Genomic DNA, 24756 nt, shown 5'->3' on the forward strand with positions numbered 1-24756 from the left:
TTAATCTTGTATAACTAAATTTGTGAGGTATGAATGATGGTGGATCTAGACCATCATTATTCATACTAAAAACTAAACATTTAAATTTGAGGAGGACTTCTATAATGGCAAAAGCTAAATTTGATCGTTCTAAAACACATGCGAATATTGGTACAATTGGTCACGTTGACCATGGTAAAACAACTTTAACAGCTGCAATCGCAACAGTTCTTGCAAAACGCTCTGGTGGTACTGCAATGAGCTACGCACAAATCGATAATGCTCCTGAAGAAAAAGAGCGCGGAATCACAATCAACACTTCTCACGTTGAATATGAAACTGCTTCTCGTCACTATGCACACGTTGACTGCCCAGGACATGCCGATTATGTTAAGAACATGATCACTGGTGCTGCACAAATGGACGGCGGAATCTTAGTAGTATCTGCTGCTGACGGCCCAATGCCACAAACTCGTGAGCACATCCTTCTTTCACGTCAAGTTGGTGTTCCTTACTTAGTAGTCTTCATGAACAAATGTGACATGGTAGACGACGAAGAATTACTTGAATTAGTAGAAATGGAAGTTCGTGATCTTCTTTCTGATTATGATTTCCCTGGCGACGACATTCCAGTAATCAAAGGTTCAGCTCTTAAAGCATTAGAAGGCGAAGAAAAATGGGAAGAGAAAATCGTTGAATTAATGGACGCTGTTGACTCTTATATCCCAACTCCAGAACGTCAAACTGACAAACCATTCATGATGCCTGTTGAGGATGTATTCTCAATCACAGGTCGTGGTACAGTTGCAACTGGTCGTGTTGAGCGTGGACAAGTTAAAGTTGGAGACTCTGTTGATATCATCGGTATAGTTGAAGAGCCGAAATCAACTACAGTAACTGGCGTTGAAATGTTCCGTAAACTTCTTGACTATGCAGAAGCTGGTGACAACATCGGTGCTCTTCTTCGTGGAGTATCTCGTGAAGATATCCAACGTGGACAAGTATTGGCTAAACCAGGTACAATTACTCCACATACTGAATTCAAAGCAGAAGTTTATGTTTTATCAAAAGAAGAAGGTGGACGTCATACTCCATTCTTCACTAACTACCGTCCTCAGTTCTACTTCCGTACAACTGACGTAACTGGTATCTGTAACTTACCTGAAGGCGTTGAAATGGTTATGCCTGGAGACAACATCGAAATGACTGTTGCTCTTATCGCTCCAATCGCGCTTGAAGAAGGTACTAAGTTCTCTATCCGTGAGGGTGGACGTACTGTTGGTGCTGGTGTAGTTGCGACTATCACTAAATAATCAATAATTTCTAAAGACCTTGCCGGGACGCTGGCAAGGTCTTTTTTTGTTTTCTATTTAACTAAATTTCTTAGATTGAGATTATCTAAAAAAATATTTTGGAGGCAATTACGATACGTTACAGAAAAATAATCTACTCTATTTTTGCATGTTTCAACTATTTTGAAAATAAATTTTAAAATAGTTCTATATCTTAAGAACGTTATTCTAATAACAATGTAAACGGATACATAAATTATGAATATTCTAAATAGACTGATAAATAAGAAAAGGTCGATTGACAAGGTATCGAATAGACGATACGATTGCAACAATTTACTTTTAGTAAAGACCTAATAAGAAGAAAATTGATGAATAATACTCGATGGAATATTTCAGAAATTCAGCAATACAATAGCAGGAAGATAAATTTCCTTGGAAAATATTTGTTTTGATAGAAACTAGGGACATATATTTAAATCATTGACGAGGTTAAAGTAAATGGAATTTGTATTCACAGAGAACCGGTACAGGTGGAAGCCGGTAATACACCCATTTGCGACATCCCCTCTGAGTGGAATGCTGAAAGGTATATACCGTTTAGGCTTTCCCGGTAATCTGCACCAAAAGATTATCGTTATCAACGGATAAGCATTGCTTGTCCATGAGGCTGCGGATACGCAGTGAAATAGGGTGGTACCATGAAGCTTTTTCATCCCTATACAAAGAACATGTTTCTTTGTGTAGGGATGGAAAAGCTTTTTTATTTCACAAAAGTTACAAAAAGGAGGCGGAAGGATTGAAAGTAACCATGAAGGTAACAGATGTAGCCCAACAGGAACAGCAATTGAGAGGTGCTGATGTCTTGATTCAGTCTTTAAAACAACAAGGTGTTGATTTGATTTTTGGTTATCCAGGAGGAGCTGTGCTACCGATTTATGATGCTCTTCATAAAAATCCTATCCGTCATGTACTTGCAAGACATGAGCAAGGTGCGATACATGCCGCTGAAGGTTATGCGCGAGTCTCCGGAAAAACAGGGGTTGTGATTGCTACATCGGGACCAGGCGCAACAAACTTGGTGACAGGAATTGCTGATGCGATGCTCGATTCACTTCCACTGGTGATCATTACAGGTCAGGTTGCATCTTCAGTAATTGGAACGGATGCTTTCCAGGAAGCGGACATTGTAGGCATTACGCAACCCATTACAAAACATAATTATCAGGTTAAGGATTTACAAAACTTGCCACGAATCATCAAGGAGGCATTTTATATTGCTTCCACGGGACGTCCAGGACCTGTCGTGATAGATATACCGAAAGATATTTCAGCAGAGGTATTCGAAACAAGCGGAGTGGGGGATGAGGAAGTATATTTGCCTGGTTACCAACCAACTAGGAGTCCAAACTATCTTCAAATTCAAAAAGCAATTCAGGTATTATCTCGAGCAAAAAAACCACTTATTCTTGCGGGTGCAGGTATCCTTACCGCTAAAGCTACAGAAGAATTAAAGGAATTTGTGGAACGCTATCAGATTCCCGTGGTTAATACATTACTAGGGCTAGGAAGCATAGAGGGCAGTCACAAATTGTTTCTCGGAATGGCAGGAATGCATGGAACCTATACAGCAAATACAGCAATCTGTGAATGTGATGTACTAATAAACATCGGCGCTCGTTTCGATGATCGTTTGACTGGCAATCTTGCTCATTTTGCACCAAATGCAGTAGTGATTCATATTGACATCGATCCTGCTGAAATCGGAAAGAATGTACCGACTGCGATTCCGATTGTGGCAGACGCTAAGGACGCATTGCAGGCGTTATTAAATCAAACATTTGCAGGTCCAGATACAGGAGAATGGCTGGAAAGTTTATCAGATAACACAGAGAAATATCCACTTTTCTATAAAGCGGATAAGCAACGGGGAATTCTTCCTCAGCAAGCAATTGAATTGATTCACCGATTAACTAAAGGTGATGCAATTGTCACGACAGACGTTGGCCAGCATCAAATGTGGGCGGCCCAATATTATTCATTTAATCATCCACATAATTGGGTAACATCAGGAGGGTTAGGAACGATGGGCTTTGGTTTCCCTGCTGCAATTGGGGCACAACTTGCGAAGCCGAATTCTAAAGTAATCTCTATCGTAGGAGACGCAGGATTTCAAATGACCTTGCAGGAATTATCCCTGTTGCAGGAATTACGTCTTCCAGTGAAAATCGTCATTTTAAACAATCGATGTCTTGGCATGGTGAGACAGTGGCAGGAAACATTCTACGAAGAACGTTATTCACAGTCGCTAATACATGTTCAACCAGACTTTGTGAAACTGGCACAGGCTTATGATATTCAAGGCTACAAAGTTGAAACAATAGAAGAAGCAGAAGCAGTGTTTACGGAAGCCTTTAATTCCAATGAACCTGCGCTAATTGATTGCCGGGTGGTGCAAATGGAAAACGTCTATCCAATGGTCGCACCAGGGAGAGGGCTGAATGAGATGATTGGAGTGAGTGGCGAGTGAAACGGATAATAACAGCTACGGTAATCAATCAAAGTGGCGTAATGAACCGCGTTACAGGCCTTTTAATGAAAAGGCAGTTCAATATTGAAAGTATTTCAGTTGGTCACACTGAACAGGCGGGAATGTCAAAAATGACGTTTGTAGTCAATGTTGAAGATGAAGGGAAACTTGAACAGCTTCTGAAACAACTGCAGAAACAAATTGATGTGATCAAAGTTAACGATATAACAGACAGAGCGATTGTCATGAGGGAATTGGCACTCGTCAAAGTAGTCACTCCACCATCCGTCAGAAATGAAATTTACAGTATTGTTGAACCATTTCGAGCGACAGTAGTGGATATGAGCAAAAATATTACCACATTTCAAGTGATTGGCCACCCAGAAAAAATTGAAGCGTTCATTGATTTAATGAAACCATATGGCATTAAGGAACTAACTAGTTCAGGTGTTTCAGCATTTGTTCGGGAGACGCAAAAATCAAATACAGAAAAACTATCAATTTAAATTAAAAAACCAAGGGGGAATTTAAATGGCAAAAATGTATTATAACCAAGACGTAAACGAACAGGTATTGAAAGGTCAAACGATCGCAATCATCGGTTATGGATCTCAAGGACATGCACATGCACAAAATCTAAATGATTCAGGATTTGATGTGGTAGTAGGCGTACGACCTGGAAAATCTTTTGATCAAGCAAAAGCGGACGGTTTGCATGTTACATCGGCAGCGGAAGCGGCGAAGGTGGCGGATGTCATCATGATGCTCGTTCCAGATGAGCGTCAGACACAAGTCTACAACGATGATATCAAACCAGGACTTACTGCTGGTAAATCACTAGTTTTTGCTCATGGTTTTAACGTTCATTTCAACCAGATTGTGGCCCCTGAAAATGTGGATGTATTTTTAGTAGCACCGAAAGGACCGGGCCATCTAGTTCGTCGAACATTTGAAGCTGGAGCCGGAGTCCCCGCCCTAATCGCGATTCATCAAGATGTTTCGGGTCAAGCTCAAGAAGTAGCACTTGCTTATGCAAAAGGAATTGGTAGCACTCGTGCTGGAGTACTGGAAACGACGTTTAAAGAAGAAACAGAAACCGATTTATTCGGAGAACAAGCAGTACTGTGCGGCGGATTAACTGCTCTTGTGAAGGCAGGTTTTGAAACGCTTGTGGAAGCAGGATACCAACCGGAACTTGCTTACTTTGAATGCATGCACGAATTAAAATTAATTGTAGATTTGATGTATGAAGGTGGCATGTCAGGAATGCGTTCATCCATTTCAGATACAGCTCAGTGGGGAGACTTTGTTTCAGGACCACGAATTGTTGATGACGGTACTAAAGCCCGCATGAAAGATATTCTCAGCGACATTCAAACTGGAAAATTTGCAAAAGGATGGTTGCTTGAAAATCAATTGAACCGCCCTGAATTTAGCGCAATTGAAAAAGCGGAAGAAACACATCAAATTGAAATTGTGGGACGTGAACTTCGCTCGATGATGCCTTTTATTAACGAAGAGAAGCCAAAAGTAAAAGAGGTGGTCGCAAGTGCGAGAAATTGAAATTTTTGATACGACGCTAAGGGATGGAGAACAGTCGGCTGGTATTAATTTAAATACTGCTGAGAAAATTGAAATCGCTCGTCAGCTCGAACGGTTTGGTGCAACGATTATCGAGGCTGGATTTCCCGCCGCTTCAGCCGGTGATTTCGATGCGGTGCAGCGAATTGCTGGCACTGTGAAAAATTCAATCGTGACAGGACTTGCACGGTCAGTTAAAAGTGATATAGATAGAGCTTGGGAAGCGTTAAAGGGAGCGGAGCAGCCCCATATCCATATTTTCTTGGCTACTTCACCGATTCATATGGAACACAAACTGTTGAAAACACCGGAGCAAGTGGTAGAAATTGCAGTTGATTCAGTCAAATATGCTCGAAAGTTTTTTCCTCTTGTCCAGTGGTCAGCAGAAGATGCTTCCCGTTCTGATCCGGAATTTTTAGCTCATATTATTCAAAAAGTGATTCAAGCGGGTGCGACAACGATTAATCTACCAGATACGGTGGGCTATGCGACACCAAGTGAGTATGGTGCGATGTTCAAATATATGAAAGAAAATGTACAGGGTATCGAGAAAGTTAAGTTGTCTGCTCATTGTCATGATGATCTGGGAATGGCTACTGCTAATACACTGGCAGCCATCGAAAATGGTGCAAATCAAGTTGAAGGAACAATCAATGGCATTGGAGAACGTGCGGGGAACGTAGCATTGGAAGAAATTGTCGTCGCTTTACATATCCGCAAACACTTATATGGCATTAACACCACTGTGAATCTTCATGAGATTAAGCGCACAAGCCAGTTGGTCAGTCAATTGACTGGTAGTTTTATTCAGTCGAACAAAGCGATTGTCGGGAAAAATGCTTTCGCTCATGAATCTGGTATTCATCAAGACGGTATGCTAAAGAATCCATTAACTTATGAAATTATTACTCCGGCATTGATTGGAGATGCAAGTACAGAGTTGGTGCTTGGTAAACATTCCGGTAGACATGCTTTCAAAGACCGTGCCATTAAAATGGGCTTTGAACTGAGTGATGAGAAATTGAATAAAGCATTTGCCGAATTTAAAAAGCTGGCAGATAGCAAAAAAGAAATTGTGCAAGACGATTTATTCATCTTACTAACAGATCAGCAAATTAACGAAAAGAATACACCTGTCTATGAATTGGCAAGTGTGCAAGTGCAGTACAGCACGGAGAATATTCCTACAGCGACCGTATCTGCTTATCAACCTACTGGTGAATTAATTGCTGAAGCCGCAATTGGAGCAGGTTCAGTTGAAGCGATATTCAACACATTGGAACGCATCGTAAAAGGTAAAGTTCATATTTTGGATTACCGAGTAACATCAGTTGGTAAAGGTCGCGATGCATTAGGCGAAGCGGTTATCAACTTAAGTTATAACGGAGAGACGGTTACAGGTCGTGATGTAGCACAAGATGTATTGGAAGCGACGGCAAAAGCCTATCTAAACGCAGTAAATCGCCAGCTAGTGAAAGTAGGACAAAAAGTAGAATTAGTGGTTGGGTGAAAAAATAGGAACAGGAGGAATTTACAATGGAAAAAACGATAGCAGTATTGCCTGGAGACGGGATCGGACCAGAAGTTACAAAAGCGGCAGTTAAGGTGCTGCAAACCATTGGAATGCGTTATGGTCATACTTTCCATTTTAAGCACGCGGCAATCGGTGGTGAAGCGGTAGATAAGTATAGAAATCCGCTGCCTCAGGAAACCCTGGATGTTTGTGAAGCCAGCGATGCGATCCTACTAGGTGCAGTTGGAGGGGCTAAATGGGACCAACAACCTTCTCACTTACGGCCAGAAAGAGGGCTTTTGAACATCCGAAAGCATTTTGATTTGTTCGCGAATATCCGTCCAGTAAAAGCTATCCCTTCACTTTTAAGCTCATCACCCTTAAAAGATGATGTAGCCAAAGATGTAGACATGGTGATTGTAAGGGAATTGACGAGCGGCTTGTATTTCGGTGAACCAAAACGACACTCTGATAAGTCTGGAGTTGATACCCTAGTCTATACAAGGGAAGAAATAGAGCGCGTAGTCAATCAAGCGTTTGAAATTGCTCGCACACGGAGAGGCAAAGTAACTTCTATCGATAAAGCCAATGTTCTTGAGACGAGCAAGTTATGGCGTGAAGTTGTAGAAGAACGTAAGAAAGCCTATCCTGATATCGAAGTGGAGCATATGCTTGTTGATTCTGCAGCCATGAAGCTGATTACCAATCCTCGTACATTTGATGTGATCGTTACTGAAAACCTGTTCGGTGATATTTTGAGTGATGAAGCATCCGTAATCACGGGATCTCTCGGCATGTTGCCTTCTGCTAGTATCCGCTCCGATGGCTTTGGGATGTACGAGCCAGTTCACGGTTCTGCACCTGACATTGTTGGACACAACAAAGCGAATCCTTCTGGAGCTATTTTGTCTGCAGCGATGATGTTGAAACATTCTTTCGGTCTTCACTCGGAAGCATTGGTGATCGAAGAAGCTGTATTAAGCGTATTAAGAGATGGCTATTGCACGGGTGACTTGTTTACAGAAGGAAAACGCGTCGTCTCCACTGAAACTTTCGTCACGAAAGTCATTGAAGAACTTGAAAGAGAGTTTGTATCTGAACACATTATGTACTCATATGTCTAGTAAATGGAGGAGAAACTTATGCAAAAAACGATTATTGAAAAGATATGGGAACAACATATTGTTTACGAAGAACAGGGAAAGCCGGATCTCCTATATATAGATCTTCATTTATTGCACGAAGTTACTTCTCCCCAAGCATTTGAAGGTTTGCGTCTTAATAATCGGAAGGTTCGACGACCAGATTTATGCTTTGCGACTATGGATCATAACGTACCAACGAGAAACCGTGAAACCATAAAGGATCCGATTTCCCTAATACAGATTAAAACCCTACAGGAGAATTGCGAAGAGTTCGGTGTGCCGCTTGCTGGAATCAATCATCCAGATCAAGGGATTGTTCATGTCATCGGACCTGAGCTCGGGTTGACCCAGCCAGGTAAAACCATCGTTTGTGGGGACAGCCATACCTCCACTCACGGAGCATTTGGTGCATTAGCATTTGGTATCGGGACAAGTGAAGTGGAGCATGTGCTTTCGACTCAAACCCTTTGGCAATCTAAACCCAAAACAATGGAGATACGCATCAATGGACAACTTGGTTTCGGTGTAACGGCTAAGGATGTCATTTTGGCGATTATTGCTAAGTTCGGTATTGATATGGGAACAGGTCACATTATAGAGTACACAGGTGAAGCCATCCGCAACTTAACGATGGAACAACGAATGACAATTTGTAATATGTCTATTGAAGCAGGGGCTCGCGCAGGGTTAATTAGTCCGGATGAAAAAACAGTGGAGTACTTAAGAGGACGAAGACATGTTCCACAAGGCGCTGATTTTGATAAAGAAGCAGCGTATTGGTTATCACTTGCAAGCGATTCGGCAGCAACATACGATGTATCGTTGAGCATTCATTGTGATGAAATATCTCCATTCGTCACATGGGGTACTAATCCTTCGATGGGTACTGGCATTGCAGGACATGTACCTTATGCAGCTGATTTCGAAAGCCAGGCAGATCGTGAAGCGTTGCATCAAGCACTTGCATATATGAATCTTGAAGAAGGTACGCCGATGTCTTCAATAGCTATTCAACATGTCTTTATCGGTTCTTGTACCAATGCAAGGTTAGGAGACTTACAGGCAGCAAGTAAGGTCGTAGAAGGTAAAAAAGTGCATCCTTCTGTAACAGCTATCGTCGTTCCAGGTTCCGCATCTGTAAAACGAGCAGCGGAAGAGGAAGGCTTGGATAAAATATTCCTTGAAGCTGGATTTGAATGGCGTGAAACGGGTTGCAGTATGTGTCTAGCGATGAATGATGATGCGGTTCCAGCAGGTGAACGCTGCGCTTCAACTTCCAACAGAAACTTTGAAGGACGCCAAGGAGCGGGATCGATGACACATCTTGTTAGTCCAGTCATGGCGGCAGCTGCTGCCATAGAAGGTCATTTCACAGACATTCGAACGTATATACGTGAAGTAGTGTCAACATCATGAACTTAACGAGCGAGGGGGGTATACAAGTGAAGCCGATTAATAAAATTGTAAGCGTCATAACACCGCTTGATCGGAAAAATGTAGACACAGATCAAATCATTTCAAAGGAATTTTTGAAACGCATTGAGCGTACAGGTTTTGGCAAGTATTTATTTCATCATTGGCGCTTCTCTTCGGACGGAAAACTAGTAGAAGATTTTGTGCTTAATGATTCACGGTATAGAGGGTCAGAGATCTTAGTGGTTCAAGAGAATTTCGGTTGCGGCTCCTCACGCGAGCATGCGCCCTGGGCAATCCAAGATTACGGATTTAATGTAGTTATTGCACCAAGCTTTGCAGATATTTTTTATAATAATTGTGTGAAGAATGGCATTCTGCCGATTCGACTGCAGGGATTCCAAGTGGATGAACTTATTCGCAAAGGGAAAGCTCAGGAATATAAGGTGGTCATAAACTTGCAAGAGCAGACTGTTGAAGGACAAGCTGGCATCGTCTATGAATTTGCAATCGATCCCTACTGGAAAGAGATGCTTTTAAATGGATGGGATGAAATTGCATTAACGTTCCAGTATGATGCATACATCGCGGAGTATGAGCAAAAGACACATCTACTGTAAATGACTTTTAAAGGAGATGGGATTATTGGGGATTACTATGGAACCGAAGGAATATACAACGCTTTTGAAAAACTAGCAACTATTGTCCACCGCACACCGTGTAAACAATCAAGCACATTGAATAGCATCAGTGGCAGTAAAGTTTATTTGAAACTTGAAAATCTACAGAAAACAGGTTCTTTCAAAGTCCGTGGCGCATTCAATAAAATTAGGCAATTATCCGATGAGGAAAACGCAAAAGGGATTATTGCTGCTTCAGCGGGAAATCACGCGCAAGGTGTGGCTCTCGCGTGTAGAGAAAAAGGAATACCGGTAATTATCTTTATGCCTGAAACGACACCACAAGCAAAGGTAATGGCTACACGACAATATGGGGCGGACGTTCGACTTGTTGGAAATAATTTTGATGAAGCCTATTCAGCTTCAAAGAAACACCAACTTCTAACTGGAGCAACATTCGTTCATCCTTTTGATGACTTGGCAATTATTGAAGGTCAAGCAACGGTAGCAATGGAAATGCTCCAACAATGTCCAGACCTCGATACCATCATTGTTCCAACAGGAGGGGGTGGCTTGCTTGCGGGGACGGCACTTGCGGTTAAATTAATCCGTCCGTCAGTGCGTGTCATTGGAGTTCAGGCTCAAGTAACTTCCCCCATTGCAGCGAGTTTCCGAGACACCAACTTTGTTTCAAATGCGTTTTCACCGACCATGGCAGAAGGCATTAATGTAAGAGTACCAGGCAAGCTGACGACAAAAATTATTCAAGCTTATGTTGATGACGTGATTACAGTAACTGAAGAGGAAATTGCTTCATCTATCCTCTTTATGCTAGAACGCGAAAAAATGTTAGTTGAAGGCGCTGGGGCAGCTGCAGTGGCTGTCGCTCTTCATCATCGCCTCCCAAGTACCTCGTCTAGTACAGGGGTTATTGTAAGTGGAGGCAATTACGATATTGGCAAATTAGATGAGTGTCTTAAAACTGCAACAGGTATAGTTGTAGCAAGTTCATTTTAATTGTTGAAACCCTTCGCTGTTGTGCGAAGGGTTTTCTTATTGAATAAAGAAATTTATCATTTAGGTCTACTAAAGTGCAATCACTTTTCCTCAGGTTTCCGGGGAGCTTGGGAAAGCATCAGACTGCACCTTTTGCCTAAGGAAGAAGTTAAGTGGTGGATATGACGATGTCACATCCACCACTTACTATTACAGTAATCTTGCGGCTCAGTTGCTTTCGTCGCTCTGGATACGTCCGAAGCAGACTGGAAACCTTTTTGCATAAAAGTAATCATTATCTGCTACCGTTTATAATTCCATTAAATTAAGTGCCACTTCCAGAGTCGTAGTCTCGAAAATAAATTAAGAAGAAAGAGGTCGAAATATCATCTTCTGCAAATATCTCTAGAAAGTTAGCGACGCTTCTCTAGTAAACCAAAATTTTAAATCTTTTGAGCGTCTAGATACCTAGCGAGCGAAGAACGCGACCCACCGCAGAATGATCCCCTTTGTTCTTAGGATAAGAAAGAATGGAATTTTGGAATGCCGTTCATTGTATTTTTATAGATTTGCGAATAGAAACGACAAAACAGCACGTAGGAAACAAATCGTCAGTCAGAGGTGCTTCGCTTCAGCAGAATGCCCTCGTTATATTCAGACTTTTCGAGCTTCAGTCAAACCAATGACTTACTATTGACAACGTTTTAGCGATTTGTTAATTTAAGTTGTGCACTTTAACGCATTAGCAAACTAAAGGAGTTTGATATATATGAACGCTGTAATATTTGCAGTTGCAGTAATGTTGGTATTAAGCTTACTGCGTGTTAACGTAGTATTTGCTTTACTTATAGGAGCGATCTCAGGTGGGGTAGTTGGTGGTCTGTCATTGACTAATACCATCACGACTTTTACAGAGGGGTTAGGAGGCGGAGCTTCAATCGCCTTGAGTTATGCTTTACTTGGAGGATTCGCAGTTGCGATTTCAAAAACCGGAATTCCAGAACTTCTCGTGGCAAGCATTCTTAAAATGATTAAAAAGGATGGGGACACTGAAAAAACTGGATTGGCAAAAACGCTCATCATTTTAGCGTTATTGCTCATGGCTGTATTTTCTCAAAATTTAATTCCGATTCATATTGCCTTCATTCCCTTACTCGTTCCACCAATCATTCATGTGATGAATTTACTTAGACTAGATCGTCGTCTCATCGCCTCGGTGTTAACATTTGGTTTGACGGCTCCATATATATTATTACCATATGGCTTTGGTTTCATCTTCCACGAAATTGTTGCTATACAAATGGAAGCTGCTGGCCTCGCAATCGATATGAAGGATATTCCTTTTGCGATGTTGATTCCGACAGCCGGTCTTGTTATAGGTCTTTTAATTGCTATCTTCATTTCTTATAGAAAACCAAGAGAGTATACGCAAGATATTAAAATAGAAGAAACAGCCTTAACCAACGTTAATAAAAAACTCATTTTCTTTACTGTTCTCTCACTAATTGCTGCACTGGTTGTTCAGATTCAAACAGAGTCGATGATTATGGGTGCACTCGCTGGAATCTTAACGTTATATGTAACAGGAGCTCTTAAATGGAAAGAAGCAGATATTCTATTAACAGATGGAATGCGTTTGATGGCGTTCATAGGTTTTGTAATGATTACAGCAAATGGTTTTGCTTCCGTGATTCAAGCGACAGGAGATATTGAATTGCTAGTTGCAAGTTCATCTTCTTTATTAGAAGGGAACAAAGCGTTAGCTGCAATGCTTATGCTTTTGATTGGTTTACTTATTACAATGGGAATCGGATCTTCATTTGCAACGATTCCAATTATCGCCGCGATATTCGTTCCGTTAGCTATTGAGTTTGAATTTAGTACGTTAGCAATCATTTCTTTAATAGGAACTGCAGGTGCACTGGGTGATGCAGGCTCGCCAGCTTCAGACAGTACGCTTGGTCCGACTGCCGGATTAAACGTAGATGGTCAACACAATCACATCTGGGATACGTGTGTTCCAACGTTCATTCATTACAATATTCCGTTACTAGTATTCGGTTGGATTGCTGTCATGGTGTTATAAAGTAAGAACTTAATGTTCGGACAATTCATCAAGCTATTGAAAGAAAATAGGATCCATCATACAATAAGAAAGCATTAGAAAGAATTTCGTCAAACCACTTGCGTTATTCTTTTTATTTATGTATAATATTGAAGTTGGTCTTTATCTGACTGCGATGATGCGAGAGGTTACCGACACACCCGGCCGCTTTGCCATGGCGGGATGTTGGAAAATTTTCGTTGAGAATGTCTAGTAAATAGGCGAAAAGGAGGGAAAATTATGGCAAAACAAAAAATTCGTATCCGTTTGAAAGCGTATGATCACCGAATTCTTGATCAGTCTGCTGAAAAAATTGTGGAAACTGCGAAACGTTCAGGTGCAAGTGTATCAGGTCCGATTCCACTTCCAACTGAGAAGTCTGTGTACACAATTCTTCGTGCGGTTCACAAGTACAAAGATTCTCGTGAACAATTCGAAATGCGTACGCATAAACGTCTGATCGATATCGTTAACCCAACACCACAAACTGTTGATGCGTTAATGAAGCTTGACTTACCATCTGGCGTTGACATTGAAATCAAACTTTAATGGTAAACGACAAATAGAATTAAACAAACAATTATTGTAGGAGGTGTGACAAATGACCAAAGGAATCTTAGGTAGAAAAATCGGTATGACGCAAGTATTTGCTGAGAACGGTGACTTAATCCCTGTAACTGTAATTGAAGCTTCTCCAAACATAGTGCTTCAAAAGAAATCAGTTGAAACAGATGGCTACGAATCAATCCAATTAGGTTTTGAAGATAAGCGCGAAAAGCTTTCTAACAAACCAGCAAAAGGACATGTAGCAAAAGCAAGCACTACTCCTAAGCGCTTCATCCGTGAATTCCGCGGCTTGAATATAGCTGAGTACGAAGTTGGTCAAGAGGTCAAGGTTGAAAGTTTCACAGAAGGCGATATTGTAGACGTTTCAGGCGTTACAAAAGGTAAAGGTTTCCAAGGTGTTATTAAACGCCACAACCAATCTCGTGGACCAATGGCCCACGGATCTCGTTACCACCGTCGTCCAGGTTCAATGGGGCCAGTTGCTCCGAACCGCGTGTTCAAACAAAAGAAATTACCTGGTCAAATGGGTGGTACTATGGTGACGATCCAAAACTTAGAAATCGTTAAAGTTGATGCTGATCGTAACTTGCTACTTGTTAAAGGTAATGTTCCTGGTTCTCGTAAAGCATTAGTAGTAGTAAAAACTGCTATAAAAGCTAACTAATTAAATAGAGAAAGGAGGAAACAGGAATGCCAAAGGTATCTTTACTTAACCAAACAGGTTCATCTGTTGGTGAAATCGAATTAAACGATGCGGTTTTCGGAATCGCTCCAAACAATAATGTATTATTTGATGCAGTAATCGCTCAACGCGCTTCACTTCGTCAAGGTAATCATAAAGTTAAAAACCGTTCTGAAGTTGCTGGTGGTGGTCGTAAGCCATGGAAACAAAAAGGAACAGGTCGTGCTCGTCAAGGTTCGATTCGCTCTCCACAATGGCGTGGTGGTGGTGTTGTTTTCGGTCCAGTTCCACGTAGCTACAGCTACAAACTACCGAAAAAAGTTCGTCGTTTAGCTCTTCGTTCAGCTCTTTCTGCGAAAGTGTTGGAACAGAACTTCATCGTTCTTGAAAGCTTAATGTTCGATGCACCAAAAACAAAAGATTTCTTGAAAGTGTTGAAAGACCTTTCAATCGAGAAAAAAGCTTTGTTCGTTACAGCTGAACTTGATGAAAACGTAGCAAAATCTGCTCGTAACATCCCAGGAGTATCAGTAGTATCAGCAACAGGCATTAATGTTCTTGACTTGCTTGGACATGACAAAATTGTTGTGACAAAAGCTGCAGTAGAGAAAATCGAGGAGGTGCTAGGATAATGGAAGCACGTGATATTATTAAACGTCCGGTCATTACCGAGCGTTCTTCTGAAGTAATGGAAGAGAAAAAGTACACTTTCTTAGTGGACACTCGCGCCAACAAAACTCAAGTTAAACACGCAATCGAAGAAATCTTTGGAGTAGATGTTGAGAAAGTTAACATCATGAACTACAAAGGTAAATTCAAACGCGTTGGTAAATTTGGTGGATATACTAACAAGCGCCGTAAAGCTATTGTTAAATTAACTGCTGAAAGTAAAGACATCGAATTATTCGAGGTTTAATCCATACAGGATTCAAATTGAACTAACAAGAAGGAGGGAATAAACATGGCGATTAAAAAGTACAAACCTACCTCCAACGGTCGACGTAACATGACAACTTCGGATTTCGCTGAAATCACGACTAACAAGCCTGAGAAATCATTGCTTGAACCTGTCAAACGTAAAGGCGGCCGTAATAACCAAGGTAAGTTAACTGTTCGTCATCAAGGTGGCGGCCATAAGCGTCAATATCGTGTTATCGATTTCAAACGAAATAAAGATGGCATTCCAGGACGCGTTGCTACTATTGAGTACGATCCAAACCGCTCTGCAAACATTGCATTAATTAATTATGTTGATGGTGAAAAACGTTACATCCTAGCAGCAAAAGGATTAGAAGTTGGCATGATGATCATGTCGGGTCCAGAAGCTGATATTAAAGCGGGTAACGCATTACCATTACAAAACATTCCTATGGGTTCTACAATCCATAACATTGAAATGAAGCCAGGTAAAGGTGGACAATTAGTTCGTTCTGCTGGTACTTCTGCTCAAGTACTAGGTAAAGAAGACAAGTATGTAATTATTCGTCTTCAATCTGGTGAAGTTCGTATGATCTTAGGAACTTGCCGTGCAACAATTGGTCAAGTTGGTAATGAACAACACGAATTAATCAACATTGGTAAAGCAGGTCGTAATCGTTGGTTAGGTAAACGCCCAACTGTACGTGGATCTGTAATGAACCCGAACGACCATCCACACGGTGGTGGTGAAGGTAAATCTCCAATTGGACGTAAATCTCCAATGTCTCCATGGGGTAAACCAACTCTTGGTTACAAAACTCGTAAAAAGAAAAACAAGTCAGACAAATTTATCGTTCGTCGTAGTAGCGCTAAAAAATAAAGTGATTCATCTGCGGTTCACACAAAGAGCCGTAGCGATATCACTGAGGGAGGTACCACAATGGGCCGTAGCTTGAAAAAAGGACCTTTCGTTGATGACCATCTAATGAAGAAGGTTGACGCACAAAAGGATTCCGAGAAAAAACAAGTAATCAAAACCTGGTCTCGCCGTTCAACAATATTCCCGACTTTTATCGGATTAACGATCGCAGTATATGATGGACGTAAACACGTTCCTGTATATGTGACTGAAGATATGGTAGGACATAAATTAGGCGAATTCGCACCTACGCGTGCTTATAAAGGCCATGGTAATGACGATAAGAAAACAAGACGCTAATTGAGAGGAGGATATCCTAATGCAAGCTAAAGCTATTCTTAGAACAGTGCGTATTGCCCCTCGTAAAGTACGATTAGTCGTCGATTTAATCCGAGGCAAGCAAATCGGTGAAGCAGTTGCGATTTTGCGCCTTACACCAAAGGCCGCATCTCCAGTAGTTGAAAAACTATTGAAATCTGCGGTTGCAAACGCTGAGCACAACTTAGATTTAGATATGAATAAACTAGTTATTTCTGAAGTTTTTGTTGATGAAGGTCCAACATTAAAACGTTTCCGTCCACGTGCTATGGGGCGTGCGAGTGCGATTAACAAACGCACAAGCCACATTACTATCGTGGTATCTGAGAAGAAGGAGGGATAATTCGTGGGTCAAAAAGTACATCCAATAGGATTGCGTATAGGCATTATTCGTGATTGGGAGTCAAAATGGTATGCAGAAAAAGACTATGCAACTTTCCTTCATGAAGATTTAAGAATTCGTGAATACATCGAAACACGTTTGAAAGAAGCTTCTGTTTCTAAAGTAGAAATCGAACGCGCTGCAAACCGTGTTAACGTAACTATTCACACTGCTAAACCAGGAATGGTTATTGGTAAAGGTGGTACGGAAGTGGAAGCACTACGTAAAAACCTTAATGCTACTACTGGCAAGCGTGTCCACATTAACATCGTGGAAATTAAACGTCCGGATCTAGATGCGAAATTAGTTGCTGAGAACATTGCTCGTCAATTAGAAAATCGTGTATCTTTCCGTCGTGCACAAAAACAATCGTTACAACGCACTATGCGTTCTGGCGCTAAAGGTATTAAAACTCAAGTATCTGGACGCTTAGGCGGAGCTGATATTGCTCGTGCTGAGCATTACAGTGAAGGAACTGTACCACTTCATACTTTACGTGCTGACATTGATTATGCACATGCTGAAGCTGACACAACTTATGGTAAGCTTGGTGTTAAAGTTTGGATCTATCGTGGTGAAGTCCTTCCAGTTAAGAAGAATTCTGTGGAAGGAGGCAAATAATATGTTAATGCCTAAACGCGTTAAATATCGTCGCGAACACCGCGGAAAAATGCGCGGAGAAGCAAAAGGCGGTAAAGAAGTATCTTTCGGTGAATTCGGCTTACAAGCTGTTGAAGCTAGCTGGATTACTAACCGTCAGATCGAAGCTTCTCGTATTGCAATGACACGTTACATGAAACGTGGCGGTAAAGTTTGGATTAAAATTTTCCCACATAAACCTTATACTAAAAAGCCTCTAGAAGTTCGAATGGGTTCTGGTAAAGGTTCACCTGAGGGATGGGTAGCAGTAGTTAAACCAGGAAAAGTAATGTTCGAAATTGCGGGTGTCTCTGAAGAGGTAGCACGCGAAGCACTTCGACTTGCAGCACATAAGCTTCCTGTGAAATGTAAAATCATTAAACGTGAAGAAATTGGTGGTGAATCTAATGAAAGCTAATGAACTCCGTGACCTTACCACTGCAGAAATTGAACAAAAAGTGAAATCACTGAAAGAAGAGCTTTTTAACCTTCGCTTCCAATTGGCGACTGGTCAATTAGAAAACACAGCACGCATTAGCCAAGTACGTAAAGCTATTGCGCGTATGAAAACTGTGATTCGTGAAAGAGAAATCAGTGCAAATAACTGATAAAGGAGGTTTTCGAGCATGACTGAGCGTAATCAACGCAAAGTATACACGGGCCGTGTTGTTTCTGACAAAATGGACAAAACTGTAACTGTTATGATTGAAACATATAAAAAGCATAAACTTTACGGTAAACGTGTTAAATACTCTAAAAAGTTCAAAGCGCATGATGAGCTAAACGAAGCTAAATTAGGCGACGTAGTTCGTATCATGGAAACTCGTCCGTTGTCTGCTACAAAACGTTTCCGTCTTATGGAAGTTGTAGAAAAAGCGGTAATTATTTAAATAATAAAGTTCGGGACAGACCAAATTCCGAGAGGAGGTTACCTAAGTGATCCAACAAGAGAGTCGTATGAAAGTTGCTGACAACTCAGGTGCACGTGAAGTATTAACAATTAAAGTGCTTGGTGGTTCTGGTCGTAAAACTGCTAACATCGGCGATGTAGTCGTATGTACAGTTAAGAAAGCAACACCAGGTGGCGTTGTCAAGAAAGGTGACGTCGTTAAAGCCGTTATCGTTCGCACTAAAAGCGGCGTACGCCGTAAAGACGGTACTTATATCAAATTCGATGAAAACGCATGTGTTATCATTCGTGACGATAAAGGCCCGCGCGGAACTCGTATTTTCGGACCTGTTGCACGTGAATTACGTGACAATAGCTTCATGAAAATCGTATCTTTAGCTCCGGAAGTTCTTTAATCAACATGAAAGTGCTAAACAAGGAGGTGCGACAGAATGCATGTTAAAAAAGGCGATAAAGTTATGGTGATCTCAGGTAAAGAAAAAGGCAAAACTGGTACAATCATTGCTGCTTTTCCAAAGACTGACCGAGTTTTAGTTGAAGGTTTGAATCTTGTGAAAAAGCACATGAAACCTAACCAGGCAAATCCACAAGGTGGAATTGTAAGCCAAGAGGCATCAGTTCACGTATCGAACGTTATGTTAATCGACCCTAAATCAGGCGAGCCGACTCGCGTAAGTTACAAAGTGGAAGATGGCAAAAAAGTTCGTGTTGCAAAAAAATCAGGCGAAACAATCGATAAATAAGTAAAAGAAGAAGGGAGGTACACACATGAACCGCCTAAAAGAAAAATTTCTTAAGGAAGTTTCTCCTGCTCTAATGAGCAAGTTTGAATACAAATCAGTTATGCAAGTGCCACAAGTGAACAAAATCGTAATCAACATGGGTGTTGGTGACGCTGTTCAAAACACTAAAGCACTAGATGCAGCTGTTGAAGAATTAACAATCATCACAGGACAAAAACCTGTTGTGACTAAAGCTAAGAAATCTATAGCTGGCTTCCGTCTTCGTGAAGGTATGCCAATCGGCTGTAAAGTAACATTACGCGGTGAGCGTATGTACGACTTCTTGGACAAATTAATTGCAATCTCACTTCCACGTGTTCGTGACTTCCGCGGTGTTTCTAAAAAAGCATTCGACGGTCGCGGTAACTACACATTAGGTGTTAAAGAACAATTAATCTTCCCAGAAATCGACTACGATAAAGTGTCTAAAGTACGCGGTATGGATATCGTAATTGTAACAACTGCGAACTCTGATGAAGAAGCTCGTGAGTTATTATCACAATTCGGAATGCCGTTCCAAAAGTAAACATAAGGGAGGCGTAAACGTGGCTAAAAAATCAATGATCGCGAAACAAAAGCGCACGCCAAAGCATAATGTACAAGCTTACACACGTTGTGAACGTTGCGGTCGTCCGCATTCGGTCTTACGTAAATTTAAACTTTGCCGTATTTGTTTCCGTGAGCTTGCTTACAAAGGACAAATTCCTGGCGTGAAAAAAGCCAGCTGGTAATCCCCTAAACTGGGAAGGAGGTTAATGTAATGACAATGACAGATCCGATTGCAGATATGCTTACACGTATTCGTAACGCGAACATGGTTCGCCACGAAAAATTGGAAGTACCTGCATCAAACATGAAAAAAGAGATCGCTGAGATCCTTAAACGTGAAGGTTTTGTTCGTGACGTAGAATACGTTGAAGATAGCAAACAAGGTATCATCCGTATCTTCTTGAAATACGGTCAAAACAACGAACGCGTTATTACTGGTTTGAAACGTATTTCTAAACCTGGTCTTCGTGTGTATGCGAAGACAAATGAAGTACCAAGAGTATTAAATGGACTTGGAATTGCTTTAGTATCAACTTCTAATGGTCTATTAACTGATAAAGAAGCACGCGCTAAACAAGTTGGCGGCGAAATCGTAGCTTACGTTTGGTAAAAAGCAACAATCGAATGGAGGTGCAATAAATGTCTCGTGTAGGTAAAAAACCAATTGAGGTTCCTGCTGACGTTACTGTGACTATCGGTGAAAACAACGAGGTTACTGTAAAAGGTCCAAAAGGCGAGCTTACTCGTACTTTTAATGCAGATATTAAAATCGAAAAAGAAGAAAACGTTGTTACATTAACACGTCCTTCTGATACAAAAGATCACCGTACGATTCACGGTACAACTCGTGCTTTGCTTGCAAACATGGTTGAAGGTGTTTCTAAAGGGTTCGAACGTACTCTTGAACTAGTAGGTGTTGGTTACCGTGCTTCTTTACAAGGTGAAAAACTTGTATTGAACGTAGGTTTCTCTCATCCAGTAGAATTCACTCCTGAAGATGGTTTAAATGTAGAAGTTCCTACAAACACTAAAATCATCATTAGAGGAATTAACAAAGAACGCGTTGGTGCATTAGCATCAAACATTCGTCAAGTACGTCCACCAGAGCCGTATAAAGGTAAAGGTATTCGTTATGAAGGCGAAGTTGTTCGTCGTAAAGAAGGTAAAACAGGTAAATAATGCTGCCTAAGCATTAGAAAGGAGTGACCTCTGTGATTACGAAACAAGATAAAAATCAAGTTCGTAAAAAACGTCATGCACGTGTACGTTCTAAAATCACGGGTACAGCTGAACGTCCTCGTTTAAATGTATTCCGTTCTAATAAACACTTATATGCGCAATTAATCGACGATACTGCTGGTGTAACACTTGTAAGTGCTTCTACTATGGAAAAAGATTTCGATGGTACTGGTAACTTAGAGTCTGCTACAGCAATCGGCGAAACAATCGCTAAACGTGCTTCTGAAAATAACATTAAAGTTGTTGTTTTCGACCGTGGCGGTTACTTATATCATGGACGCGTAAAAGCTATAGCTGAAGCTGCTCGCGAAAATGGCCTAGAATTTTAATAAGAAGGAGGGACACATTTCATGCGTCACATTGATCCAAACAAACTTGAACTTGAAGAGCGCGTAGTTACAATTAACCGCGTAGCTAAAGTTGTAAAAGGTGGACGTCGTTTCCGCTTCACTGCATTGGTTGTTGTTGGTGACAAGAATGGCCACGTAGGATTCGGTACTGGTAAAGCACAAGAAGTACCAGATGCTATCCGTAAAGCAATTGAAGATGCGAAGAAAAACCTGATCGAAGTGCCTATGGTACGTGGTACTACTCCACATTTAATTATCGGTAACTTTGGCGCTGGTGAAATTTTAATTAAACCTGCTGCTCCTGGTACTGGCGTTATCGCTGGTGGACCAGTTCGTGCTGTACTTGAGCTAGCTGGTATTACTGATATTCTTTCTAAATCTCTTGGTTCTAACACACCTATTAACATGGTTCGTGCTACAATCAACGGCTTAACTGGACTAAAACGTGCTGAGGACGTTGCTAAATTGCGCGGGAAATCAGTTAAAGAGTTATTAGGTTAAGGGAGGGAAATGACAATGGCAAAATTACAAGTTACCCTCACTAGAAGCGTAATCGGGACAAAACCTGGTCAACGCAAAACTGTAGAAGCTCTTGGTTTACGTAAAATGCATCAAACTGTTGAGCATGCTGACAACGTAGCCATCCGTGGGATGGTTGAAAAAGTAGCTCATTTAGTTTCTGTAAAGGAACTATAATTAGTATTTTAGAATAAGGAGGTGCCACCCATATGAAACTGCATGAGTTAAAACCAGCAGAAGGATCTCGTTCAAACCGTAAGCGTAAAGGTCGCGGGATTGGTTCTGGTAATGGTAAAACTGCAGGTAAAGGTCATAAAGGTCAAAACGCTCGTTCTGGCGGCGGTGTTCGTCCAGGATTTGAAGGCGGTCAAAACCCATTATTCAGACGTTTACCAAAACGTGGCTTTACGAACATTAATCGTAAAGTTTACGCTATTGTGAATCTTGATACACTTAACCGTTTCGAAGAGGGCACGGAGGTTACACCTGCATTGCTTATTGAAACAGGTTATGTGAGCAGCGAAAAAGCTGGAATTAAGATTCTTAGCAACGGAACTCTTGACAAAAAGCTTACTGTGAAAGCTCACAAATTCTCTGCTTCTGCTAAAGAAGCTATTGAAGCTGCGGGCGGACAAACAGAGGTGGTTTAATGTTTCAGACAATCTCCAACTTTATGCGCGTTAGAGATATAAGAAATAAAATCATTTTTACTTTGTTAATGTTAATCGTTTTCCGTGTTGGGACATTTATCCCAGTACCAAACGTTGACGCACAAGTATTGCAAGCTACAGACCAATTTAGTTTGATTGGTTTCTTAAATACATTTGGTGGCGGTGCCCTTGCTAACTTTTCGATTTTAGCAATGGGAATCATGCCGTACATCACAGCATCGATTATTGTGCAATTGTTACAAATGGATGTTGTACCGAAGTTTACGGAGTGGGCAAAACAAGGTGAAGTCGGAAGACGTAAACTTGCTCAGTTCACACGTTACTTCACAATTGTGTTGGCGTTCATCCAAGCGATGGCGATGTCATACGGATTTAACCGTATGTATGGTGGTTCTTTAATTAAAGAAGATGGCTTCGCGACTTATGTTGTTATAGCAATTGTGTTAACAGGTGGAACTGCGTTCCTACTTTGGTTATCTGAGCAGATCACTGCTAAAGGTGTTGGTAATGGAATTTCCATTATTATCTTTGCAGGTATCGTTGCTGCGATGCCAAGTGCTGCTAACCAAATCTATGCACAACAATTAGATGGAGCTGGTGATGATTTATTCATCCGTATTGGTATTATGGCACTTCTTGTTTTAGCGATAATTGCTGTTACTGTAGGAGTTATTTACGTTCAACAAGCGTTGCGTAAAATACCGATTCAGTACGCAAAACGTGTTGCTGGCCGCGGTGCTACTGGTGGACAACAAACACACTTACCGTTAAAAGTGAATGCTGCGGGAGTAATCCCAGTAATCTTTGCGGTTGCATTTATCATTACTCCACAGACACTTTCTACTTTCTTTGGACAGAATAATGTAACGGATTTTATTCAGAACACATTTGATTATTCAAAACCGGTGGGCATGCTCATCTACGTTGCGTTAATCATTGCATTTACGTATTTCTATGCGTTCATTCAAGTGAATCCTGAAAACGTTGCAGATAATCTGAAAAAACAAGGTGCTTATATTCCGGGAATTCGTCCAGGGAAAAACACACAAGATTATTTAACAACAGTCTTGTATCGTTTAACTTTCGTGGGTGCGATCTTCCTAGCACTAGTTGCAATTATGCCGATTTTGTTCATTAATTTTGCTGGTCTTCCAGCATCTGCTCAAATCGGTGGAACAAGCTTACTAATCGTTGTCGGTGTTGCACTGGAAACGATGAAACAGCTTGAATCACAACTAGTGAAACGTCATTACAAAGGTTTCATGAAATAAAGTTTGGTTTTTAGGAACGTCTTCGTTCCTTTTAACCTGCAAATTATGCAGGGGGCAAAACGTATGAATATCGTTTTAATGGGTTTGCCGGGTGCAGGTAAAGGCACTCAAGCAGATAAAATTGTTGAGAAGTACGCAATCCCTCATATTTCTACAGGCGACATGTTCCGAGCAGCTATAAAAGGTGGCACGGAACTTGGCCTTAAAGCCAAATCGTTTATGGATGATGGTGCATTAGTACCTGATGAAGTAACGATCGGGATCGTTCGTGAAAGATTAAGCAAGTCTGATTGTGATAACGGATTTTTATTAGACGGGTTTCCGCGTACAGTTCCTCAAGCAGAAGCACTTGATGCGCTATTGCTTGATTTGGACAAAAACGTAGAACACGTACTAAATATTCAAGTTGAGCAAGAAGAATTGATTAAGCGCCTAACGGGGCGTCGCATCTGTAAAGAATGTGGCACTGCGTATCATCTAATCTTTAACCCACCTCAAGTAGATGGAGTTTGTGATAAAGATGGAGGCGAGCTTTACCAGCGCGCGGATGATAATCCGGAAACGGTCACTAACCGTCTGGAAGTAAATATGAAACAAACACAACCTTTACTCGACTATTATGGCGACAAAGGTGTTCTAACAAATATTAACGGTCAGCAAGACATTCATAAGGTATTTGCTGATTTAAATGCTCTTTTAGAGAGCAAACGCAGCTGAATCTAGCGGCACTGTAAACGGAATTTTTTTTCGAGAGCTGCAAAAGCAAATTATGCCCGCTATACGAAAGAACGAAATAGTAAGTGTTACGTTTAAGAGGATCCCTTTGTCCTTTCGTGCATTTCTACTTCCGACAAGGTATAATGGGTT

General features: G+C 41.1%; 33 protein-coding genes. All 33 read left to right on the plus strand.

Features of this window, described 5'->3' with window-relative positions; all coding sequences use genetic code 11:
• Window positions 1-104: 104 nt before the first annotated feature.
• The gene (gene tuf, locus AC1DOS_RS02055) at window positions 105-1292 is read left to right on the plus strand and encodes an elongation factor Tu (RefSeq protein WP_108585998.1); all 1188 of its coding nucleotides are present in this window, start codon (window positions 105-107) and stop codon (window positions 1290-1292) included.
• 790 nt (window positions 1293-2082) lie between these two features.
• Window positions 2083-3801: a biosynthetic-type acetolactate synthase large subunit gene (gene ilvB / locus AC1DOS_RS02060; protein WP_477536241.1), complete on the plus strand. Its 1719-nt coding sequence runs from the start codon at window positions 2083-2085 to the stop codon at window positions 3799-3801.
• Window positions 3798-4307, plus strand: coding sequence for an acetolactate synthase small subunit (gene ilvN / locus AC1DOS_RS02065; protein ID WP_108586000.1), 510 nt, complete (start codon window positions 3798-3800; stop codon window positions 4305-4307). The genes ilvB and ilvN overlap by 4 nt, the downstream gene beginning before the upstream one ends.
• Window positions 4308-4332: 25 nt before the next feature.
• Entirely contained in the window at window positions 4333-5364 is a 1032-nt protein-coding gene (ilvC, locus tag AC1DOS_RS02070; RefSeq protein WP_477536222.1) for a ketol-acid reductoisomerase, read from the plus strand.
• Entirely contained in the window at window positions 5351-6892 is a 1542-nt protein-coding gene (locus AC1DOS_RS02075; RefSeq protein ID WP_108586002.1) for a 2-isopropylmalate synthase, read from the plus strand. The genes ilvC and AC1DOS_RS02075 overlap by 14 nt, the downstream gene beginning before the upstream one ends.
• Window positions 6893-6918: 26 nt before the next feature.
• On the plus strand, window positions 6919-8019 hold the full coding sequence (leuB, locus tag AC1DOS_RS02080; RefSeq protein WP_477536223.1) for a 3-isopropylmalate dehydrogenase: 1101 nt from the start codon (window positions 6919-6921) through the stop codon (window positions 8017-8019).
• Window positions 8020-8037: 18 nt separating this feature from the next.
• Window positions 8038-9456, plus strand: a complete 1419-nt coding sequence (gene leuC / locus AC1DOS_RS02085) for a 3-isopropylmalate dehydratase large subunit (protein ID WP_108586004.1) — start codon at window positions 8038-8040, stop codon at window positions 9454-9456.
• Window positions 9457-9482: 26 nt separating this feature from the next.
• Window positions 9483-10073, plus strand: coding sequence for a 3-isopropylmalate dehydratase small subunit (gene leuD, locus AC1DOS_RS02090; protein ID WP_108586005.1), 591 nt, complete (start codon window positions 9483-9485; stop codon window positions 10071-10073).
• Window positions 10074-11090, plus strand: a complete 1017-nt coding sequence (locus tag AC1DOS_RS02095) for a threonine/serine dehydratase (protein ID WP_477536224.1) — start codon at window positions 10074-10076, stop codon at window positions 11088-11090.
• A 748-nt stretch (window positions 11091-11838) separates the two neighbouring features.
• Window positions 11839-13155, plus strand: a complete 1317-nt coding sequence (locus AC1DOS_RS02100; RefSeq protein ID WP_477536225.1) for a Na+/H+ antiporter family protein — start codon at window positions 11839-11841, stop codon at window positions 13153-13155.
• A 258-nt stretch (window positions 13156-13413) separates the two neighbouring features.
• Window positions 13414-13722: a 30S ribosomal protein S10 gene (gene rpsJ, locus AC1DOS_RS02105; RefSeq protein ID WP_004233624.1), complete on the plus strand. Its 309-nt coding sequence runs from the start codon at window positions 13414-13416 to the stop codon at window positions 13720-13722.
• A 52-nt stretch (window positions 13723-13774) separates the two neighbouring features.
• Window positions 13775-14404, plus strand: coding sequence for a 50S ribosomal protein L3 (gene rplC / locus AC1DOS_RS02110; RefSeq protein WP_024536504.1), 630 nt, complete (start codon window positions 13775-13777; stop codon window positions 14402-14404).
• Window positions 14405-14430: 26 nt separating this feature from the next.
• The gene (gene rplD, locus AC1DOS_RS02115) at window positions 14431-15054 is read left to right on the plus strand and encodes a 50S ribosomal protein L4 (protein ID WP_108586008.1); all 624 of its coding nucleotides are present in this window, start codon (window positions 14431-14433) and stop codon (window positions 15052-15054) included.
• Complete coding sequence (rplW, locus tag AC1DOS_RS02120) at window positions 15054-15338, plus strand: 50S ribosomal protein L23 (RefSeq protein WP_017381518.1); 285 nt, start codon at window positions 15054-15056, stop codon at window positions 15336-15338. Before rplD ends, rplW begins: the two co-directional genes overlap by 1 nt.
• Before the next feature lie 45 nt (window positions 15339-15383).
• Window positions 15384-16220: a 50S ribosomal protein L2 gene (rplB, locus tag AC1DOS_RS02125; protein WP_024536506.1), complete on the plus strand. Its 837-nt coding sequence runs from the start codon at window positions 15384-15386 to the stop codon at window positions 16218-16220.
• 60 nt (window positions 16221-16280) lie between these two features.
• Window positions 16281-16559: a 30S ribosomal protein S19 gene (gene rpsS / locus AC1DOS_RS02130; protein WP_016429886.1), complete on the plus strand. Its 279-nt coding sequence runs from the start codon at window positions 16281-16283 to the stop codon at window positions 16557-16559.
• Window positions 16560-16578: 19 nt separating this feature from the next.
• Window positions 16579-16920: a 50S ribosomal protein L22 gene (gene rplV / locus AC1DOS_RS02135; RefSeq protein WP_024536507.1), complete on the plus strand. Its 342-nt coding sequence runs from the start codon at window positions 16579-16581 to the stop codon at window positions 16918-16920.
• A 3-nt stretch (window positions 16921-16923) separates the two neighbouring features.
• Window positions 16924-17580: a 30S ribosomal protein S3 gene (rpsC, locus tag AC1DOS_RS02140; RefSeq protein ID WP_108586009.1), complete on the plus strand. Its 657-nt coding sequence runs from the start codon at window positions 16924-16926 to the stop codon at window positions 17578-17580.
• Window position 17581: 1 nt separating this feature from the next.
• Entirely contained in the window at window positions 17582-18016 is a 435-nt protein-coding gene (gene rplP, locus AC1DOS_RS02145) for a 50S ribosomal protein L16 (RefSeq protein ID WP_108586010.1), read from the plus strand.
• A complete protein-coding gene (gene rpmC / locus AC1DOS_RS02150; RefSeq protein ID WP_016429890.1) occupies window positions 18006-18206 on the plus strand; it encodes a 50S ribosomal protein L29 in 201 nt (66 codons plus the stop codon). Before rplP ends, rpmC begins: the two co-directional genes overlap by 11 nt.
• An 18-nt stretch (window positions 18207-18224) precedes the next feature.
• A complete protein-coding gene (gene rpsQ / locus AC1DOS_RS02155; RefSeq protein WP_024536510.1) occupies window positions 18225-18488 on the plus strand; it encodes a 30S ribosomal protein S17 in 264 nt (87 codons plus the stop codon).
• A gap of 46 nt (window positions 18489-18534) precedes the next feature.
• The gene (rplN, locus tag AC1DOS_RS02160; protein ID WP_017381510.1) at window positions 18535-18903 is read left to right on the plus strand and encodes a 50S ribosomal protein L14; all 369 of its coding nucleotides are present in this window, start codon (window positions 18535-18537) and stop codon (window positions 18901-18903) included.
• 36 nt (window positions 18904-18939) lie between these two features.
• Complete coding sequence (rplX, locus tag AC1DOS_RS02165) at window positions 18940-19251, plus strand: 50S ribosomal protein L24 (protein ID WP_024536512.1); 312 nt, start codon at window positions 18940-18942, stop codon at window positions 19249-19251.
• A gap of 25 nt (window positions 19252-19276) precedes the next feature.
• Entirely contained in the window at window positions 19277-19816 is a 540-nt protein-coding gene (gene rplE / locus AC1DOS_RS02170; RefSeq protein ID WP_108586011.1) for a 50S ribosomal protein L5, read from the plus strand.
• Window positions 19817-19835: 19 nt separating this feature from the next.
• Window positions 19836-20021 (plus strand): type Z 30S ribosomal protein S14, encoded by a 186-nt coding sequence (locus AC1DOS_RS02175; protein ID WP_016429895.1) that lies wholly within the window; start codon window positions 19836-19838, stop codon window positions 20019-20021.
• Window positions 20022-20050: 29 nt separating this feature from the next.
• Complete coding sequence (gene rpsH, locus AC1DOS_RS02180; RefSeq protein WP_016429896.1) at window positions 20051-20449, plus strand: 30S ribosomal protein S8; 399 nt, start codon at window positions 20051-20053, stop codon at window positions 20447-20449.
• Window positions 20450-20478: 29 nt separating this feature from the next.
• Complete coding sequence (gene rplF / locus AC1DOS_RS02185; protein ID WP_477536226.1) at window positions 20479-21018, plus strand: 50S ribosomal protein L6; 540 nt, start codon at window positions 20479-20481, stop codon at window positions 21016-21018.
• 32 nt (window positions 21019-21050) lie between these two features.
• Window positions 21051-21407 (plus strand): 50S ribosomal protein L18, encoded by a 357-nt coding sequence (rplR, locus tag AC1DOS_RS02190; protein WP_108586013.1) that lies wholly within the window; start codon window positions 21051-21053, stop codon window positions 21405-21407.
• A 21-nt stretch (window positions 21408-21428) separates the two neighbouring features.
• Window positions 21429-21929 carry a 30S ribosomal protein S5 gene (gene rpsE / locus AC1DOS_RS02195; protein WP_024536516.1) on the plus strand — a complete coding sequence of 167 codons (501 nt, stop codon included), beginning with the start codon at window positions 21429-21431 and terminating at the stop codon, window positions 21927-21929.
• Window positions 21930-21944: 15 nt separating this feature from the next.
• A complete protein-coding gene (gene rpmD / locus AC1DOS_RS02200) occupies window positions 21945-22124 on the plus strand; it encodes a 50S ribosomal protein L30 (RefSeq protein WP_108586014.1) in 180 nt (59 codons plus the stop codon).
• 32 nt (window positions 22125-22156) lie between these two features.
• On the plus strand, window positions 22157-22597 hold the full coding sequence (gene rplO, locus AC1DOS_RS02205; RefSeq protein ID WP_024536518.1) for a 50S ribosomal protein L15: 441 nt from the start codon (window positions 22157-22159) through the stop codon (window positions 22595-22597).
• A complete protein-coding gene (gene secY / locus AC1DOS_RS02210) occupies window positions 22597-23889 on the plus strand; it encodes a preprotein translocase subunit SecY (RefSeq protein ID WP_108586015.1) in 1293 nt (430 codons plus the stop codon). Before rplO ends, secY begins: the two co-directional genes overlap by 1 nt.
• 63 nt (window positions 23890-23952) lie before the next feature.
• Window positions 23953-24606, plus strand: a complete 654-nt coding sequence (locus tag AC1DOS_RS02215; RefSeq protein WP_477536227.1) for an adenylate kinase — start codon at window positions 23953-23955, stop codon at window positions 24604-24606.
• The last annotated feature ends 150 nt before the right edge of the window (window positions 24607-24756 follow it).

The organism is Paenisporosarcina sp. P5_A11 (genome assembly GCF_056400705.1).